The organism is Paracoccus chinensis, assembly GCF_900102885.1.
GTDB lineage: Bacteria > Pseudomonadota > Alphaproteobacteria > Rhodobacterales > Rhodobacteraceae > Paracoccus > Paracoccus chinensis.
Window position 1 is genome coordinate 68,087 of record NZ_FNGE01000009.1, and the last position, 16,643, is coordinate 84,729.

Sequence of the window (16,643 nt, forward strand, 5' to 3'; positions counted from 1 at the left end):
ACGCTCGCAAGCGTCATCAGGTTCCCGCGGCAAGAATGCGCCGCACCATTTCGCCGGTGTTGCCCGACAGCGACGGCAGGGCGGCCAGCCGTTCCAGCGCCGCCCGCGCCTTTGCCCGGCGATCCGCGTCATAGCGCGGCCAAGTCTCGAAGACCGTGGTCATGCGCGCCGCCGTCTGCGGGTTCACCGGGTCCAGCCGCATCAGCCAGTCCGCAACAAAATCATAGCCGGATCCGTCGCCTGCATGGAAAGCCGCATGGTTCGCCGCAAGCCCGCCAATCAGCGAGCGGAAGCGGTTCGGGTTCTTCCAGTCGAAGTCGGGACGCTCTGCCAGCTCACTCGCCACGGGCACCGCACGGGCAGGCGGGGCGGCCATGGGCTGGACGCTGAAGAACTTGTCCATCACCAGCCGGTTGCCGCCGAAGCGCGCCTCCATCTCGGCAAGGGCGGGGCCGGCGCGGTCCAGACGGACCAGCGCCGCCAGCGCGCCCATCTTCTCGGTCATGTTCAAGGCCGAGTCCCACAGCGACTGCGCCCGCGCGCCGCCGTCGAGCCGCGACAGCAGCCCCAGCGCCGCCAGCCGCAGCGAGCGCCGTCCCGCAGGCCCGGCCTCGGGCGAATAGGGGCCGGGCACTTCCATCCGGTCGTAAAGGGCGGACAGGCCGCGCTCGTGCTCGGCCGCGAGTTCGGCCGCCAGCGCATCGCGTGCCTGGTGAATGGCGTCAGGGTCGGGGGTTGCCCCGCGCGTGGCGATCTCGGCCGCGATCTCGTCCTCGCCGGGCAGGCGCAGGACCAGTGCCACAAAGGCCGGGTCGAGGCTTTCATCGTCCAGCACGCCGCCCAGCGCATGGGTGAAGACCGGATCGACGCTGCCGCCCCGCGCCATCGCGACCAGCGAGTCCATCGCCAGATCGTGCCCCGCCTGCCAGCGGGCGAAGGAATCCGTGTCATGCGCCAGCAGAATCGCACGCTCGACCGTGGTCATCTTCCGGTCCACCGTCACGGGGGCGGAAAAGCCTCGCAGCAGCGACACCACGGGGCGCGAGCCGAGGCCATCGAAGCCGAAGTCCTGCGCAGTTTCCGTCATCTCCAGCACGCGGGTTGGCAGTACCTCGTCGCCGTTCTGCGAGATCAGGCCAACCGCAATGGGGATCACGCGCGCCGGCTTGTCGGGCTGGCCCGGTGTGGGTGCGGTCGCCTGCGAAAAGCGCAGGGTCAGGCGGCCCGCCTCGTCATCCCAGTTCTCGGCCAGCGTCAGCTTCGGCGTGCCCGCGTCGGTGTACCAGCGCTTGAACTGCGCAAGGTCGCGGCCGGTGGCGTCCTCGAAGACCTTCAGCCAGTCCTCGATGGTGCAGGCCTGCCCGTCATGGCGGTCAAAATACAGGTCCAGCGACTTGCGGTAGCCCTCATCCCCTACCAGCCGCTTGAGCATCCCGATGACCTCGGCGCCCTTTTCGTAAACGGTGGCGGTGTAGAAGTTGTTGATCTCTTCATAACGGTCGGGCCGGGGCGGATGCGCCAGCGGCCCCGCGTCCTCGCGGAACTGGCGCCCGCGCAGCGTCACCACGTCCTCGATCCGCTTCACCGCGGCCGAGCGCACGTCCGCCGTGAACTGCTGGTCGCGGAAGACCGTCAGCCCTTCCTTGAGGCAGAGCTGGAACCAGTCGCGGCAGGTGATCCTGTTGCCGGTCCAGTTGTGGAAATACTCATGCGCGATCACTGCCTCGATGCGCTCATAGTCGGCGTCGGTCGCGGTCTCGGGAGAGGCCAGCACCAGTTTCGAGTTGAAGATGTTCAACCCCTTGTTTTCCATGGCCCCCATGTTGAAGTCGTCGACGGCGACGATGTTGAACACATCGAGGTCATATTCGCGCCCGTAGGCCGTCTCGTCCCAGCGCATGGACGTTTTCAGCGCCTCCATGGCGAAGCCGGCGCGGTCCAGATCCGCCGGCCGCACCCAGACATTCAGCGCGACGTTGCGCCCCGACATGGTGGTAAAGCTGTCGCTGACCGCCTTCAGGTCGCCCGCGACCAGCGCAAAGAGATAGGCGGGCTTGGGCCAGGGGTCGTGCCATTCGGCCCAGCCCTCGCCCTGTGCCACGGGGTTGCCGTTGGACAGTAGCACCGGCAGGTCGGACCGGACCGTCACCCGGAAGGCCGCCATCACGTCGGGCCGGTCGGGATACCAAGTGATGTGGCGGAAGCCTTCGGCCTCGCACTGGGTGCAGAAGATGCCGCCCGACAGATACAGCCCCTCCAGCGCTGTGTTCGCCTCGGGGTCGATCTCGACCTGCGCGGCGAAGGTGAACGGGCGGTCGGGCAGGGCGGCCTCGGCGACCGTCAGCGTCTCGCCCGTCATCGCCAGATGCGCGGCGTCCACGGGGGCGCCGTCGATAGTCACGGACCGCGTCCGCAGCCCCGTGCCGCCGTCCAGCACCAGGGGACCCGCGCCGGTCCGCTCGAACTCGATCCGGGATGAGACAACCGTGCCTTGTGGCGCCAATGTCACATCGAGACGGGTTTCCCGGACCCGGAACGGATAGGGGCTGTAATCGCGAAGAAAGCGGGTTTCCGCCATGATATCCCTCGTTCCAGAAAAAGTCCTGCACGCGCGGAACTTGTGTCAAAGCCGAGTGTTAAGCGCCTGATTACCGGGTCGCAAGCCAAGGCCTCAGTTGCGCGTGCAGAGGATTGAGGGCAAGGCGAACCCGCCAGATCATGCAGCTTCAAGGAGACCAGTCATGGCCAACTACGACCCGAACGATCCGCGCCGCACCGACGCCACCGATCCGCATCGCCCCGTCGATCCCAGCGGTCGCAACACCGTCGTGACCGAGACCTACGTCGAGCCGGTCGAGAAGAAGGCCTCGCCGCTGCCGCTGATCATCGGTATCCTGCTGGCCCTGGCGCTTGCCTGGTGGCTGCTGTCCAGCTTCATGGGCAATGACGAGGCGGTCGATACCGAAACCGCGACCACCACGACCACGGCGCCTGTTGCCGATACGGCGACCACCACGACGACGGACACGGCGACCACGACCGCTCCGGCTGCGACGACGGGCACCGACACCGCGACGACCGACACCGCCACGACCGGCACCGCGACCGACACCGCCACCACCGGCACGGCCACGACTGGCGCCGCGACCACCGGGGCCGATGCCGCCACCGCCGCGGGTGAAGCTGCCGAAGCTGCCGGCGAGGCTGCCCAGGACGCCGCCACGGCGACCGGCGCCGCGGCTGACGCTGCCGCCGACACGGCCGCCGAGGCTGCCAGCGACGCGGCCGATGCCGCCGCCTCGACCACGACAACGGTTCCGGTCACCACGCCTTCGACCAACTGATCTTCCCTCGCCGGCCTTCCCGGCCGGAAAATGGAACCGCCGCGCCTTTGCGCGGCGGTTCTTTTTTTCTCGTGCGGACCCCTTCCGTTTGCCGACCTTGTCCTGCGCCTCACCCGCTTGTGAAAGATTGTTGCGCAATGATAATGCGGTTGCAGCACAAGACGAGAGGGGGCCGGCTCGGTGAGAATTGGCGCGTTGAAGGAAACTTTCGACGGTGAGGCGCGGGTCGCCGTCACACCGTCCTCGGCCGGGCATCTGCAGAAGCTCGGGCATGAGGTTCACGTCGAATCGGGCGCGGGCGCCCGCGCGGGCTTTTCGGATGCGGCCTATGAAGGGGCCGGGGTGACCGTTCATCCGAACGCCGCCGCGCTGACCGAGGCGGTGGATGTCGTCGTCAAGGTCCGCCCGCCGACCGACGAGGAACTGGGCCGGATGCGGGAAGGGCAGACGCTCATCTCGTTCTTCTATCCCGGCCAGAATGCCGAGCTGCTGGAACGCGCGCGCGACTTGGGCGTGAACGCCATCGCGATGGACATGGTCCCGCGGATCAGCCGCGCGCAGAAGATGGACGCGCTGTCGTCCATGGCCAACATCGCCGGCTACCGCGCGGTGATCGAGGCCGCCAACAACTTCGGCCGCTTCTTCACGGGCCAGGTGACGGCGGCGGGCAAGGTGCCCCCGGCCAAGGTGCTGGTCGTGGGCGCGGGCGTCGCGGGCCTTGCCGCCATCGGCGCCGCGACCTCGCTGGGCGCGCAGGTCTATGCTTTCGACGTCCGCCCCGAGGTCGCCGAGCAGATCGAGTCGATGGGCGCCGAGTTCGTCTTCCTCGACTTCGCCGACCAAGTGCAGGACGGCGCCGCGACCGGCGGTTATGCCGCGCCCTCGTCCCCCGAGTTCCTGGCCAAGCAGCTGGAAAAGTTCCGCGAGCTTGCGCCGGACATGGACATCGTCATCACCACGGCGCTGATCCCCGGCCGTCCCGCGCCCAAGCTGTGGACCGAGGACATGGTCCGCATGATGAAGCCGGGCTCGGTCATCGTGGACCTGGCCGCCGAGCGCGGCGGCAACTGCGATCTGACCGTGCCCGACGCCAAGATCGTGACTGAGAACGGCGTCACGATCATCGGCTACACCGACTTCCCCTCGCGCATGGGGGCGCAGTCCTCCGAGCTTTACGGCAACAACATCCGCCACATGCTGGCCGACCTGACGCCTGCCAAGGACGGCACGCTGGTTCACAACATGGAGGATGACGTGATCCGCGGCGCGACCGTCACGCGCGACCACGACGTCACCTGGCCGCCGCCGCCACCCAAGGTGCAGGCGATTGCCGCGCAGAAACCCAAGCCCAAGGTCAAGGAACCCACGCCCGAAGAACGCCGCGCTGCCGAGGCGCTGGCCTTCCGCCGCCAGACCCGCAGCCAGGTCGGCATGCTGGTCACGGGCGGCGTGCTGATGCTGCTGGTCGGGCTCTTCGCCCCGGCCTCGTTCCTGCAGCATTTCATCGTCTTCGTGCTGTCGGTCTTCATCGGCTTCCAGGTGATCTGGAACGTCAGCCATTCGCTGCATACGCCGCTGATGGCGATCACCAACGCGATCTCGTCGATCGTGATCCTGGGCGCGCTGCTGCAGATCGGCTCGGGTTCGGCGCTGATCGTCATCCTGGGCGCGCTGGCCGTGCTGATGACGGCCGTCAACATCTTCGGCGGCTTCCTGGTCACGCGCCGGATGCTTGCCATGTTCCAGAAGTCGTAAGGGGCGTCGATGGAGACCACCGTAATCACCACCCCGCCCGCCGGCATGGACCCGGTCGTGGCACCCGCCTCGATGGTCGAGGCATTGCCGGCCTATGGCTTCACCAGCGCGGTCTATGTCGTGGCCGCCGTCCTGTTCATCCTGTCGCTGGGCGGCCTTTCGGGCCAGGAAAGCGCCAAGCGCGCCATCTGGTACGGCATCGTCGGCATGGCGCTGGCGGTTCTGGCGACCCTGTTCGGCCCCGGATGGGGCAACTGGTGGCTGTCGATCCTGATGATCGCGCTGGGCGGCGTCGGCGGCTGGCTGCTGGCCACCCGCGTCCAGATGACCGAGATGCCGCAGCTCGTCGCGGCGATGCACAGCCTTGTGGGCCTTGCCGCCGTCTTCATCGGCCTGAACGCGCAGATCGAGCTGGGCCGCGTGATCCGCGCCCGCCTGAACGAGGCGACCGACCTGTTCCAAGGCTTTGCCGCCGTTCTGGCGCACAAGTCCCCGGCCGAGATCGCCATGCTCAAGGTCGAGGTCGGTCTGGGCATCTTCATCGGCGCCGTGACCTTCACCGGATCGGTCGTGGCCTACGGCAAGCTGGCCGGAAAGATCGACGGCAAGCCGAGGAAGCTGCCCGGCGGGCACATGCTGAACCTCGGCGCGGCGATCCTGTCGCTGCTGCTGGTCATCCTTTACGTCGCGGGCTGGGGCCCGGCGATGCTGTGGCTGATCCTGCTGACGCTGGTCGCCGGCTTCATCGGCTGGCACCTCATCATGGGGATCGGCGGCGCGGACATGCCGGTCGTGGTCTCGATGCTGAACAGCTACTCGGGCTGGGCCGCGGCGATGATCGGCTTCACGCTGTCGAACGACCTGCTGATCGTGGTGGGCGCGCTGGTGGGTTCCTCGGGTGCGATCCTCAGCTACATCATGTGCAAGGCGATGAACCGTTCGTTCGTCTCGGTCATTCTCGGCGGCTTCGGCGGCGAGACGGGCCCGGCGATGGAGATCGAGGGCGAACAGATCGCCATCGACGCCGAAAGCGTGGCGGCGGCCCTGAACGAGGCCGACAGCGTCATCATCGTCCCCGGCTACGGCATGGCCGTGGCGCAGGCGCAGCAGTCGGTGTCGGAACTGACCCGCAAGCTGCGTGCCGCCGGAAAAGAGGTGCGCTTCGCCATCCACCCCGTCGCCGGCCGCCTTCCGGGCCACATGAACGTGCTGCTGGCCGAGGCCAAGGTCCCCTATGACATCGTCCTCGAGATGGACGAGATCAACGAGGACTTCCCCTCGACCGACGTGGTGATCGTCATCGGCTCGAACGATATCGTGAACCCGGCCGCGCAGGACGATCCCAACAGCCCCATCGCCGGGATGCCGGTGCTGGAGGTCTGGAAGGCCAAGCATGTCTTTGTCAGCAAGCGCGGGCAGGGGACCGGATACTCGGGCATCGAGAACCCGCTGTTCTACAAGGAGAACACGCGGATGTTCTATGGCGACGCAAAGAAGTCCATCGACGCCCTGCTGCCGATGATCGACTGAGGCAGGCACTCGAGACGAAAGGAACCCCCGCCATCGTGCGGGGGTTCTTCAATTGCGGGCCTTGGCCCTGAAACCTCAGGGATTGATCAGGATCGGTGTGCCGTCGCGGACCATGGCATAGATGTCCTCCATCTCGTCGTCCGACACGGCGATGCAGCCCACCGTCCAGTCCCGCTTCATGGGGGCCAGGACGCGCCCCTCGGGACCCTGGCCATGAATGAAGATGTCGTTGCCGGGATGCTTGCCCTGCGCCAGCGCGAAGGACACGTCCTGCGGGTTCGGGTACGAGATCCCCAGCGACAGGTGATAGCGGCTGTTGGGGTTCCGCCGGTCGATGTAGTACAGCCCCTCCGGCGTCTTGCCGTCGCCCGAGAACTGCTTGTGTCCGATGGGCTCGTTCCCCAGGCCGATGTTGTAGGCGCCGATGATGCTCGACCCGCTGAGGAACAGCATCTGCCGGGCCGACTTGTTGACCACGATCTGCGTGACCGGCGGGCCGTTGTAGCTCTTGAACTTGCTGGGCGCGCAAGAGGCTGCCAGCGCCACCAGAGCCGCGGCTATCGTCAGTTTCAGGCTGCGTTTCATTATCCTGTCCCGCCGTTTTTCGGCTGACTCTGCCGAAACCGTTCCTGCCACGCAACGGCGGTGCCGATCACGAACGCCTCATCGGAAGGGACGGCTTGCGCGCAGCCCCCGTTTGCGGCTTTCGTCGCGCCATGACCCAGCCGCTTTCCCATCCTCCGCAGCCCCGTCACCAGCCGGACCTCGCGCCGACACCGCTGGACCACCCGCTGCGCTACGAGATGGTGAACGAACTTCACGCCCGGCCCTCGCCCCGGCTGGCTGCGCCCTGCACGGCCGTCTACATCGCCTTCAAGGAGCCGCGCGACGCCGCGAACCGCGACCGCAGCCTGGACCTCGCTCATCTGGCCGAGCTGGTCACGCGCCACGGGGCACCCGCGCCGCCGGCGGGCGCGGGGCATTATGCCGCGCAACTGGGGCGGCACGAGCTGCGCTGGGAAAGCCATACCGAGTTCGTCAGCTACGCGGGCTTCACGCCCGGCCAGCCCGACCGGCCCTTCGACCCCGCGCTGGCCGAGGTTTTCCCCGCCCACTGGCAGGCGCGCGCGCCGGGCCGAAGGGTGGCCGCGGCGATGGTCCATCTTGTCCCCATGCCTGACGACCCCGCGGTGATCGCGCCGCTCCTCGCCTCGTGGTTTGCTGCCGACGGGCTGGTTGCGGTGCAGGTGCTGGACGGCGCGGCGGTGGTCGCCACCGACTTCCGCATCGATTCCTCGGGCTGGATGCGCTTTGCCGTCTTTGCCGCGCCGGACACTGGTCCGGGCCGGCTGGGCCGCATCGTCCAGCGCCTGCTGGAACTGGAAACCTACCGCGCCATGTCCATGCTGGGCCTGCCCCGCGTCCGGGCGCTGAATGCCGCCATGAACGCACTGGAAACCCGCCTGACCGCCCTGGTCGAGCGTCTGGGAGACGAGAAAGGTCCGGCCGAGCCGATGCTGGACGAGCTTCTCAGCCTGTCGCTGCGGCTCGAATCCGAAGCCACGCAGCACGGCTTCCGCTTCGGTGCCACCCGCGCCTACGAGGCGATCGTCCACGACCGCATCGCCTCGCTGCGCGAGACGCGGTTCGAAGGCCGCCAGACCCTGACCGAGTTCATGGTCCGCCGCTTCCAGCCTGCCATGCGCACCGTCCAGTCGGCCGAGCGGCGGCTGGACGCGATGGTGGACCGCGCCGCCCGTGCGGGCGAATTGCTGCGCACCCGCGTCGATGTCCAGCGCAAGGGCCAGAACCAGGCGCTGCTGGAACGCATGGACCGCCGCGCCGACCTGCAACTGCGCCTGCAGCACACGGTCGAGGGGCTGTCGGTCGTGGCGATCAGCTATTACGCCGTGGGTCTTCTGGGTTATGCTGTCTATCCCTTGGCTGAGGCGGCGGGGATCGAGCGCGGCATCGTGATCGCGGCCTTGACCCCCTTGGTTATTCTGTTCGTGTGGCTGGCGATGCGCCGGGTGCGCGCGCGGTTGCATGATGCCGCAGGCAGCCACGCCGGCCACGGCGACCTTTGAAACGGAGAAACGACAATGAAGACCCTGCTTGCCCTGTCCGCCCTGCTTGCACTTGCCGCCTGCAACGTTCCCTTCGTGCCGGTGATCTGATGGCAGGGCAGGACCGGCGGCTCGCCATGTACGGCCTTTCGCATTGCTCGACCTGCCAGAAGGCGCAGGTTGCGCTGGAAGACGCTGGCTGGACGGTGGAGTTCCGCGACGTCAAGGACGCACCCCTCTCGCAAGCCGAGCGCGAGACCCTGCTGGCCGATTTCGGTGACAAGCTGATCAACCGGGCAAGCCTGACCTGGCGCGCCATGTCAGAGGCCGAGCGTGCCGAGGATCCCGTGGCGATGATGGGTGCGCGCCCTTCGGTGATGAAGCGCCCGGCCATTGTCGCGGGGGACCAGCGGCTGCTGGGATGGACGGCCAACGTCAAGCGGGGGCTGGGCCTGCCCGCCTGAGGTCAGACGATATAGCGGTCGCGGCGGTGGTTAATGGCAATCACGAGGTTCAGCACCGCCGCCCCCAGGGCCGACCACAGCACCCGGTCCAGCGGAAGGACCGCCAGCGCGGCCGCGAACAGCACGGCGTCGAAGCCCATCTGGACCCAGCCCGCCTTGAGGCCCAGCCGGTCCTGAAGGTCCAGCGCGACCGCGCCGATCCCGCCCAGGCTGGTGCGGTGACGGAACAGCGCCAGCAGCCCCGCGCCCGAGACGAAGCCCGCCAGCACAGCCGCCGCGCCCGGATGCAGCGCGTCGAAGGCGACTAGCTGCGGCAGCAGCATCGAGGTCGCGACCATCAGCAGCACCGCCGCGACGGTGCGGCGCAGGAAGCCCAGTCCCATGCGCCGGTAGCCGAAGCCGTAGAAGGGCAGGCTGAGGACGAGGTAGACCGGCCCGAAGCCGTATCCCGTCGCCTGCGCGACCAGCAGCGCAAGTCCGGCCAGCTGCCCGGTGATCAGTCCCGCGCTGCCCAGCAGCATCGCCCCGAAAGCCGCCATGACCGAGCCGAACAGGACGCCCTGCGCATCCTCGAGCCGGCTGTGGGGGTGGATGCCCGACGAGGTCTGCATGTCATCTCGGCTTGCTGAAAACAGGAGTGGCGCGGATGGCGCCCGGGGGACATGCCCAAGGGCGGGGGCGCTGTCCAGAGGAAGCGTTTGTGCGCAACGAATCCGTGGGCGGTCGAATCACGCCATGCGGTGGCGAGGTCCAAGCACAGGGCGGAAGTTATCGAGCGGCCCGCTACAACCAGTTACAAGGCTGAGCTCGGCGTGCAGAAATGACTCTCCGGGGCGGCGTGTGCACACCAAGAACCGCCTGTCCCATCAGGATTGCACCTAGGAACTCCTTGCCACGCGATACGCCGAAGCCGAAGCCAGACTGTTGGTAGCGCTTAGGTCATCAACTTGCTGGCAGCGGCTTGTCCTTGTCTGTCCAGCCGACCGATCCGGTCCGTCATCAGCCGGAACAGCGCGTCCCGGTCCAGGTCGCGGATGAACAGCGCGTTCGGCGCGCGATCCAGCGCCCCCCACCAGTCCGCGACGGTCATGCCGCGAGTCCAGCGTCCCTCGGTCTCGATCTCGACATTGACGCGGCGGCCCGAAAAGATCCCGGGCTCGATCATCCAGGCCACGGCGCAGGGGTCGTGCAGCGGGGCGCCCTGGGCACCGTATTTCTCGCGGTCGAAGCGTTCGTAGGAGGAGGTCCAGCCCGCGACGGCCTGCCCGACAGGGCCGCTTGCACGCATCGTCTCGATCCAGTCGGGGCTGGTCAGCGCCTTGTGCGTCGCGTCGAGCGGCAAGACGACGATATCCGCGCCCGAGGCGAAGACCTCGGCGGCGGCGATCGGATCTACATGGATGTTGAACTCGGCCGCAGGGGTGACGTTGCCGAAGGTGCCGCCGCCCATCAGCACGATCCGCCCGACGCGTTGCACGATGTCCGGGGCGCGGCGGAAAGCCTCGGCGATGTTTGTCAGCGGTCCGATCGGCACCAGCGTCACGCTGCCCTCGGGCTCGCGCCGGAGCGTGTTGACGATGAAATCTGCGGCATGGCCGGGGGCGACTTGCATCGTGGGCTCGGGCAGGTCCACGCCGTCGAGGCCCGAGGCGCCATGAACATGCTCGGCCGTGACCAGCTCGCCTTCAAGCGGACCCCCGCAGCCCGCATGGACGGGAAGATCGGTCCGGCCCGCCAGCTCGCAGATGCGCAGGGCGTTGCGCAGGGTAAGGTCCAGGGGCACGTTCCCTGCCACCACGGTGAGGCCCAGAACCTTCAGCTCGGGCGCGCCCAGAGCCAGCAGGATCGCCACGGCATCGTCCTGTCCCGGGTCCGTGTCGATGATGATCTTCTGCGGCATCGTGCGGCCTTTCGTCCTTGGTCCTGCCCCCGCACGCCTGGCAATCGCACGGGCAAGGGGCGCATCTCACGCCAGCCACCCTGACCCATGTGGCGGCGGCAGGAAAGGGGCAGGGGACCTGTAGTCAGCAAGGCTGCACCGCTCGCCGCCCTGAACGGCGCTAGCCGCCCTAGGCCGCTGCGGCGAGGATCGGGAGCCTACATCCCTACCGCGATGCGTTCCGCGCTGGTCGATTCCTGCGGGTCGCGCAGCACGTAGCCGCGGCCCCAGACCGTCTCGATGTGATTCTCTCCCCCCAGTGCCTCGGAGAGCTTCTTGCGCAGCTTGCAGATGAAGACGTCGATGATCTTCAGCTCCGGCTCGTCCAGCCCGCCGTAAAGGTGGTTGAGGAACATCTCCTTGGTCAGCGTCGTGCCCTTGCGCAGGCTGAGGAGTTCGAGGATCTGATATTCCTTGCCGGTCAGGTTCACCGTGCGGCCATCGACCTCGACCGAGCGGGCGTCGATGTTGACCACCATGCGGCCCGTGCGGATCACGGCCTGGCTGTGGCCCTTGGAGCGGCGGATGATGGCTTGGATGCGGGCGACCAGTTCTTCCCGGTGGAAGGGCTTGGTCATGTAGTCGTCGGCGCCGAAGCCGAAGCCGCGCAGCTTGACCTCGGTGTCGTCCGAGCCGGTCAGGATCAGGATCGGGGTGTCCACGCGCGACAGGCGGATCTGGCGCAGAACCTCCATCCCGTTCATGTCGGGCAGGTCCAGGTCCAGCAGGATCAGGTCGTAGTCATACAGCTTCGCCAGATCCACGCCTTCTTCGCCCATGTCGGTCAGATAGACATTGAAATTCGCGTGGTTGAGCATCAGCTCGATGCTGCGCGCCGTGGTCGGATCGTCCTCGATCAGCAGGATCCGCATGGCTTGATCTCCCTATTCGCCGCCCGTGATGCTCTACGAATGGGACATATAAGTTAACATCAGGTTAGCGGGCCATGGCTTAATCCACTTGCAGTTGCCTCAAGGCGATTTTTTTTGATCGCCTTGATCTTCAGCCCTGCCAAGCCCAAACGCGAGGCGCTTGAAATCCAGCCGTCCAGCTCCTCCTCGGTCAGGCGGTAGCGTTCGATCGCCTCGTCGCGGGACAGCAATCCGTGGCCGATCGCCTCGACCACGATGGCCTTGCGGCGCGCGACCCAGCGTTCCGTCCCCGAGGGCAGGTCGGCCAGCGTCAGCACCGAGCCGTCCTCCAGCATCACGGTGCGCGGGCGCGCGGACTTTCGGACAAACATGTCGGATCCCCCTGGACGTTCATGACCTGCCTTGCTTGCCATGACCTGCCTTAAGGCGCGGTGAACGGCCGGGTTGAAACATTTCGGATTTTCATTATGTTCCGCACGTCTTTCCCACTGCTCCGCCCCGGACGGTTTTCTCCCGTGACAATGCACGATCCGCGCCCTGCCACGCGCGCCCTGAACAGCCTTGGCTTTGCCCGCGCCCCCGCCGACACGCGGGTAGTCGTCGCCATGTCGGGCGGCGTGGACAGTTCGGCGGTCGCCGCGCTGCTGAAGGCCGAGGGTTATGACGTGATCGGCGTCACCCTGCAGCTTTACGACCATGGCGCGGCGCTGAAGAAGAAGGGCGCCTGCTGCGCGGGCCAGGATATCCACGACGCCCGCCGCGTGGCCGAACGCATCGGCATCCCGCATTACGTGCTGGATTACGAGAACAGGTTCCGCGAGTCGGTTATCGAGGAATTCGCGGACGCCTATCTCGCCGGTGCGACTCCGGTTCCCTGCATCCGCTGCAACGAGCGGGTGAAGTTCCGCGACCTGCTGGAAACCGCGCGGGAACTCGACGCCGACTGCATGGCGACGGGGCACTATATCCGCCGGATGGAAGGGCCGAACGGGGCCGAGCTGCACATGGCCGCCGACCCGAACCGCGATCAGAGCTATTTCCTGTTCTCGACCACCTCCGAGCAGCTCGAGTTCCTGCGCTTCCCGCTGGGCGGGTTGGCCAGCAAGGCCGAAACGCGTGCGCTGGCCGCGCAGCACGGGCTGGTCGTGGCCGACAAGCCCGACAGCCAGGACATCTGTTTCGTCCCCGAGGGCAACTATGCCGCCGTGATCGAGAAGCTGCGCCCCGGCGCCGCCGATCCGGGCGACATCGTGGACCTGCAGGGCAACGTGCTGGGCCGCCACCGCGGCGTGATCCACTACACCATCGGCCAGCGCCGCGGCTTGGGCATCGGCGGCCTGGGCGACCCGCTGTATGTCGTGCGGCTGGATCCCGAGGCGCGTCACGTCGTCGTGGGCCCGCGCGAGGCGCTGGCAACCCAGATCGTGCCCGTGGCCGAGGTCAACTGGCTGGGCGACGGCCGTTTCACCGACATGGCCGAGCGTGAGATCGCCGTCCGCATCCGTTCGACCCGTCCGCCCGCGCCCGCGATCCTGCGTCCGACCGGGCCGACCACGGCCGAGGTTGTCCTGGCCCAAGCCGAGGAGGGCGTCAGCCCCGGCCAGGCCTGCGTCTTCTACGAGGCCGGCTCGACCCGCGTTCTGGGCGGCGGCTGGATCACCAAAAGGGAAACCCGCCGATGACCGAGCTTGCAGACATCGAGATCAGGATGAACGACGGCGGCCCGGCGCGCCTTGCCGACTGGCGCGGCAAGGTCGTGCTGGTCGTTAACGTCGCTTCGAAATGCGGGCTGACGGGGCAGTACGAAGGGCTCGAGGCGCTGTACCGCGCCCGCAAGGACGAGGGGCTGGTGGTCGTGGGCGTCCCCGCCAACGACTTCAAGCAGCAGGAGCCCGGCACCGACGCCGAGATCCTGGACTTCTGCCAGACGCGCTATGATGTGAGCTTCCCGCTGGCCTCGAAGACCTCGGTCGTGGGCGCCGAGAAGCACGCGCTTTACGCCCGCCTGATCGCCGATGCGCCGCAGGCTGACGGTGACGGCCCTTGGCGGACGCGGCTGGAAGGCTTCGGAATCGCGCTGAACCCGGCACCCGAGGTCCAGTGGAACTTCGAGAAGTTCCTGATCGGCCGCGACGGGACCGTGGTGGGCCGCTTCGCGCCCGACGTGGCGGCGGACGACCCGCGGCTGGTCGCGGCCATCGATCGGGCCCTGGCGCAGCCGGCCTGAAGGCTCAGGCCGCCGCTTCCGCGGTGTCGCGGATGCGCTTGATCATCGCGCGCAAGCCGTTCGAGCGCTGCGCCGACAGATGCGCGTCCAGCCCCAGGCGCCCCAGTTCGGCGGGGGCGTCCACCTTGGGCACCTCGCCGACCGGCAGGCCGGAATAAAGCGCATGCAGCACCGCGATCAGCCCGCGCACGATCAGCGCGTCGCTGTCGCCCTGGAAATCGAAGCGCCCGTTCTCGATCTGCGGCATGATCCAGACCTGGCTGGCGCAGCCCTCGACCTTGGTCGCGGGCACCTGCAGCGCCGGGTCCATCGGCGGCATGGCGCGGCCCAGTTCGATCACGTGGCGATAGCGGTCCTCCCAGTTGTCGAGGAAGTCGAAGGTCTCGGCGATGTCTTCGAAGGCGGGCGTTGCCATGGCGGAAGGTCCTGCGGGCTGGTGCGGCGGGTCTGGATAGCGCCTTGGCGCGCGCAGGTCAAAGCGCCCCCTTCCGGGACCGCGGGCGATGGCCTATCAAGTGCCCGACGCAAGCTTGGGAAGGGCGATCAATGAACCGTGCACTCTGGCCGATCGCCGCCTGTCTGGTCCTGTCGGCCTGCGGCGACAGCCGCTTCAACCCGACCCGCTGGTTCGGGGGCGAGCGCGCGCCGCGCGTCGAGACCCTTGCGCCGCCCAAGGGCTACCAGGAAAAACCCGACACCCGCCTGCCCGTCGCGCAGGTGCTTTCGGCCAAGTGGGAGCAGACGGTAGAGGGCAGGTTGCTGGTCGTGACCGCCATCGCGCCGACCAAGGGGTGGTGGGACATCGCCCTTGTGCCGGAAACCCCGCAGCCCGCCGACCGGATCCGTCCGGATGCCGACGGGGTGCTGCGGCTGCGGCTGGTGGGCGCGCCGCCGCCGGCCGACAGCACCACCGCGCGGATGCCCGCCCAGCCGGGCGCGGACACGCTGACGGTGGCCTTCCCGCTCAGCTCGACCGCGCTGCGTGACATCGGCACGGTGGTCGTCACCGGCGGCACGAACGCGGTCTCGCTGGGCGTCTGACCCTCAGGTCATCTTGCGCAGGTAGGTCCAGGTCGGCACACGCGCGTCGCGGGCCACCGACCAGCTTTCCGCGTCGCCAAGGTAGGCAAAACCCGCGTTCGTCAGCACCTTGGCCGAGCCGGGGTTGTCCTGGAACGCTTCGGCGAACAGCGTGCGCGAGTTGTGCGGGTTGGCCTTGACCAGCGCCTGCACGGCCTCGGTCGCAAAGCCCGTGTTCCAGAAGCCAGAGCCGATCCAGAAGCCCAGTTCCGACTGCTCGGGCTCGATCCGGGTCAGCGAGACCACGCCCAGCAGTTCTCCAAGCCCCGAGCCGCTGGCGTCGATGGCCCAGACGTCCTCGGTCCGGTTCGCGGCCATGGCGCGCGCCACATACTGCTCGGCCGCGCCGGGGGGCAGGGGGTGGGGAATGGCCCGTGTTCCCTCGGCCACGCGGCGGTCCGAGGTGTAGTGCCGGATCAGCCCCGCATCCGACGCGCGCAGGGGTCGCAGCACGAAGCGCCCGGCAGGGATCGGGGCGTCGATGTCGAACTGGGTGGCGCCCCCGGCCCGGAGCGCCTCGGTCTTGTCGTCAGCCAGAAGATTGGACTGGTCCATCAGTGCTTCCCTGTGGCCGCCGCGTTCCCGGGCGGCGGCATTCCGAAACGACAACGGGGACCGGCTGCGCCGATCCCCGTTGCGATGCTTGTGCGCCGGTCGGCTTACTCGGCCGCGGCGGCCGTGGGCTCGATCGAAATAAAGGTTCGGCCTTTCAGACCCTTGCGGAAGGTCACGGTGCCTTCGGTCAGGGCGAACAGGGTATGGTCGCGGCCCATGCCGACGTTCTGGCCCGGCCACCACTGGGTGCCGCGCTGGCGAACGATGATGTTGCCGGCCAGAGCCGACTGGCCGCCGAACAGCTTGACGCCAAGGCGGCGACCAGCGGAGTCGCGGCCGTTCCGGGACGAGCCGCCTGCTTTCTTGTGTGCCATGGATCAGATCTCCTGAGCGGTGGTGGCGGCAGTCCTGCGGCTGACGCGTGCGCCGGTCGCGGGCTTGACGTCCGAAGCGTCGGCGCCGGTTTCCAGCAGCTCGGTCACGCGCAGCAGGGTCAGCTGCTGGCGGTGGCCACGGGTGCGCTGCGACGAGTGCTTGCGGCGGCGCTTGTGGAAGGTGATGACCTTGTCGGCCTTGATGGTGTCGATGACTTCGGCCACCACGCCCGCGCCGCTGACCAGGGGCGCGCCGATGGTCGAGCCGATCATCAGGATTTCGTTGAACTGGACCTTGTCGCCGGCTTCGGCGGCCAGTTTCTCGACGCGCAGCACGTCACCAGGCTGGACCCGGTACTGCTTGCCGCCCGTCTTCAGGACTGCGAACATCGTCTCGTCTCTTTCGTCTGCCGCGCCCTGTGGCCCCGGTTTCCCGG

The 16,643-nt window shown here is 67.8% G+C and carries 18 protein-coding genes; 8 read left to right on the plus strand and 10 right to left on the minus strand.

The features are described from left to right. Window positions 1-16: 16 nt before the first annotated feature. On the minus strand, window positions 17-2,578 hold the full coding sequence (gene pepN, locus BLQ03_RS10845; protein ID WP_090755854.1) for an aminopeptidase N: 2,562 nt from the start codon (window positions 2,576-2,578) through the stop codon (window positions 17-19). 163 nt (window positions 2,579-2,741) lie between these two features. Between pepN and BLQ03_RS10850 the strand changes: the two genes are divergently transcribed. The 3 genes from BLQ03_RS10850 to BLQ03_RS10860 all read left to right on the plus strand — a co-directional run bounded on the left by BLQ03_RS10850 (window position 2,742) and on the right by BLQ03_RS10860 (window position 6,629). After that, entirely contained in the window at window positions 2,742-3,344 is a 603-nt protein-coding gene (locus BLQ03_RS10850) for a hypothetical protein (protein ID WP_090755858.1), read from the plus strand. Between the two features lie 180 nt (window positions 3,345-3,524). Then, window positions 3,525-5,099 (plus strand): Re/Si-specific NAD(P)(+) transhydrogenase subunit alpha, encoded by a 1,575-nt coding sequence (locus BLQ03_RS10855; RefSeq protein ID WP_090755861.1) that lies wholly within the window; start codon window positions 3,525-3,527, stop codon window positions 5,097-5,099. A gap of 72 nt (window positions 5,100-5,171) precedes the next feature. Then, window positions 5,172-6,629, plus strand: a complete 1,458-nt coding sequence (locus BLQ03_RS10860; protein ID WP_090756121.1) for an NAD(P)(+) transhydrogenase (Re/Si-specific) subunit beta — start codon at window positions 5,172-5,174, stop codon at window positions 6,627-6,629. 75 nt (window positions 6,630-6,704) lie between these two features. Here BLQ03_RS10860 and BLQ03_RS10865 read toward each other — a convergent pair whose 3' ends face one another. After that, window positions 6,705-7,214, minus strand: a complete 510-nt coding sequence (locus tag BLQ03_RS10865; RefSeq protein ID WP_090755864.1) for a L,D-transpeptidase family protein — start codon at window positions 7,212-7,214, stop codon at window positions 6,705-6,707. A gap of 131 nt (window positions 7,215-7,345) precedes the next feature. Here BLQ03_RS10865 and BLQ03_RS10870 point away from each other — a divergent pair, with 131 nt between their 5' ends. Together BLQ03_RS10870 and BLQ03_RS10875 are read left to right on the plus strand one after the other, a co-directional pair. Beyond that, a complete protein-coding gene (locus tag BLQ03_RS10870; RefSeq protein WP_090755867.1) occupies window positions 7,346-8,716 on the plus strand; it encodes a DUF3422 family protein in 1,371 nt (456 codons plus the stop codon). 89 nt (window positions 8,717-8,805) lie between these two features. Then, window positions 8,806-9,159, plus strand: coding sequence for an arsenate reductase family protein (locus BLQ03_RS10875; RefSeq protein ID WP_245688842.1), 354 nt, complete (start codon window positions 8,806-8,808; stop codon window positions 9,157-9,159). A 2-nt stretch (window positions 9,160-9,161) separates the two neighbouring features. Here BLQ03_RS10875 and BLQ03_RS10880 read toward each other — a convergent pair whose 3' ends face one another. The 4 genes from BLQ03_RS10880 to sciP all read right to left on the minus strand — a co-directional run bounded on the left by BLQ03_RS10880 (window position 9,162) and on the right by sciP (window position 12,341). After that, entirely contained in the window at window positions 9,162-9,770 is a 609-nt protein-coding gene (locus BLQ03_RS10880) for a YitT family protein (protein WP_090755873.1), read from the minus strand. A gap of 323 nt (window positions 9,771-10,093) precedes the next feature. Next, entirely contained in the window at window positions 10,094-11,059 is a 966-nt protein-coding gene (locus BLQ03_RS10885; protein WP_090755876.1) for a nucleoside hydrolase, read from the minus strand. Between the two features lie 197 nt (window positions 11,060-11,256). Next, window positions 11,257-11,970, minus strand: coding sequence for a response regulator transcription factor CtrA (ctrA, locus tag BLQ03_RS10890; RefSeq protein ID WP_090755879.1), 714 nt, complete (start codon window positions 11,968-11,970; stop codon window positions 11,257-11,259). A gap of 59 nt (window positions 11,971-12,029) precedes the next feature. Next, window positions 12,030-12,341 (minus strand): CtrA inhibitor SciP, encoded by a 312-nt coding sequence (gene sciP / locus BLQ03_RS10895; protein WP_090755882.1) that lies wholly within the window; start codon window positions 12,339-12,341, stop codon window positions 12,030-12,032. Window positions 12,342-12,491: 150 nt separating this feature from the next. Between sciP and mnmA the strand changes: the two genes are divergently transcribed. Together mnmA and BLQ03_RS10905 are read left to right on the plus strand one after the other, a co-directional pair. Beyond that, window positions 12,492-13,652 (plus strand): tRNA 2-thiouridine(34) synthase MnmA, encoded by a 1,161-nt coding sequence (mnmA, locus tag BLQ03_RS10900; RefSeq protein ID WP_090755886.1) that lies wholly within the window; start codon window positions 12,492-12,494, stop codon window positions 13,650-13,652. Beyond that, on the plus strand, window positions 13,649-14,197 hold the full coding sequence (locus BLQ03_RS10905) for a glutathione peroxidase (RefSeq protein ID WP_090755889.1): 549 nt from the start codon (window positions 13,649-13,651) through the stop codon (window positions 14,195-14,197). Before mnmA ends, BLQ03_RS10905 begins: the two co-directional genes overlap by 4 nt. 4 nt (window positions 14,198-14,201) lie before the next feature. Here the strand turns inward: BLQ03_RS10905 and BLQ03_RS10910 are convergent, their stop codons facing one another. Continuing rightward, window positions 14,202-14,612, minus strand: a complete 411-nt coding sequence (locus tag BLQ03_RS10910) for a SufE family protein (RefSeq protein WP_090755892.1) — start codon at window positions 14,610-14,612, stop codon at window positions 14,202-14,204. Window positions 14,613-14,743: 131 nt separating this feature from the next. On the opposite strand from BLQ03_RS10910, the gene BLQ03_RS10915 reads away from it, so the two are divergent. Further along, the gene (locus BLQ03_RS10915) at window positions 14,744-15,238 is read left to right on the plus strand and encodes a hypothetical protein (RefSeq protein ID WP_090755894.1); all 495 of its coding nucleotides are present in this window, start codon (window positions 14,744-14,746) and stop codon (window positions 15,236-15,238) included. A gap of 3 nt (window positions 15,239-15,241) precedes the next feature. On the opposite strand, the gene BLQ03_RS10920 is transcribed toward BLQ03_RS10915, so the two are convergent. From BLQ03_RS10920 to rplU, 3 genes are all read right to left on the minus strand, one after another. Further along, window positions 15,242-15,832, minus strand: a complete 591-nt coding sequence (locus BLQ03_RS10920) for a GNAT family N-acetyltransferase (protein WP_090755897.1) — start codon at window positions 15,830-15,832, stop codon at window positions 15,242-15,244. A gap of 104 nt (window positions 15,833-15,936) precedes the next feature. Further along, a complete protein-coding gene (gene rpmA / locus BLQ03_RS10925) occupies window positions 15,937-16,206 on the minus strand; it encodes a 50S ribosomal protein L27 (RefSeq protein ID WP_090755900.1) in 270 nt (89 codons plus the stop codon). A gap of 3 nt (window positions 16,207-16,209) precedes the next feature. After that, the gene (gene rplU, locus BLQ03_RS10930; RefSeq protein WP_090755902.1) at window positions 16,210-16,596 is read right to left on the minus strand and encodes a 50S ribosomal protein L21; all 387 of its coding nucleotides are present in this window, start codon (window positions 16,594-16,596) and stop codon (window positions 16,210-16,212) included. Between the last annotated feature and the right edge of the window lie 47 nt (window positions 16,597-16,643).

Coding starts and splice junctions, on each gene's coding strand:
- pepN (WP_090755854.1), bottom strand. CDS start 2,578: ATGGCGGAAACCCGCTTTCTTCGCGATTACAGCCCCTATCCGTTCCGG.
- BLQ03_RS10850 (WP_090755858.1), top strand. CDS start 2,742: ATGGCCAACTACGACCCGAACGATCCGCGCCGCACCGACGCCACCGAT.
- BLQ03_RS10860 (WP_090756121.1), top strand. CDS start 5,172: ATGGTCGAGGCATTGCCGGCCTATGGCTTCACCAGCGCGGTCTATGTC.
- BLQ03_RS10865 (WP_090755864.1), bottom strand. CDS start 7,214: ATGAAACGCAGCCTGAAACTGACGATAGCCGCGGCTCTGGTGGCGCTG.
- BLQ03_RS10870 (WP_090755867.1), top strand. CDS start 7,346: ATGACCCAGCCGCTTTCCCATCCTCCGCAGCCCCGTCACCAGCCGGAC.
- BLQ03_RS10875 (WP_245688842.1), top strand. CDS start 8,806: ATGGCAGGGCAGGACCGGCGGCTCGCCATGTACGGCCTTTCGCATTGC.
- BLQ03_RS10880 (WP_090755873.1), bottom strand. CDS start 9,770: ATGCAGACCTCGTCGGGCATCCACCCCCACAGCCGGCTCGAGGATGCG.
- BLQ03_RS10885 (WP_090755876.1), bottom strand. CDS start 11,059: ATGCCGCAGAAGATCATCATCGACACGGACCCGGGACAGGACGATGCC.
- ctrA (WP_090755879.1), bottom strand. CDS start 11,970: ATGCGGATCCTGCTGATCGAGGACGATCCGACCACGGCGCGCAGCATC.
- sciP (WP_090755882.1), bottom strand. CDS start 12,341: ATGTTTGTCCGAAAGTCCGCGCGCCCGCGCACCGTGATGCTGGAGGAC.
- mnmA (WP_090755886.1), top strand. CDS start 12,492: ATGCACGATCCGCGCCCTGCCACGCGCGCCCTGAACAGCCTTGGCTTT.
- BLQ03_RS10905 (WP_090755889.1), top strand. CDS start 13,649: ATGACCGAGCTTGCAGACATCGAGATCAGGATGAACGACGGCGGCCCG.
- BLQ03_RS10910 (WP_090755892.1), bottom strand. CDS start 14,612: ATGGCAACGCCCGCCTTCGAAGACATCGCCGAGACCTTCGACTTCCTC.
- BLQ03_RS10915 (WP_090755894.1), top strand. CDS start 14,744: ATGAACCGTGCACTCTGGCCGATCGCCGCCTGTCTGGTCCTGTCGGCC.
- BLQ03_RS10920 (WP_090755897.1), bottom strand. CDS start 15,832: ATGGACCAGTCCAATCTTCTGGCTGACGACAAGACCGAGGCGCTCCGG.
- rpmA (WP_090755900.1), bottom strand. CDS start 16,206: ATGGCACACAAGAAAGCAGGCGGCTCGTCCCGGAACGGCCGCGACTCC.
- rplU (WP_090755902.1), bottom strand. CDS start 16,596: ATGTTCGCAGTCCTGAAGACGGGCGGCAAGCAGTACCGGGTCCAGCCT.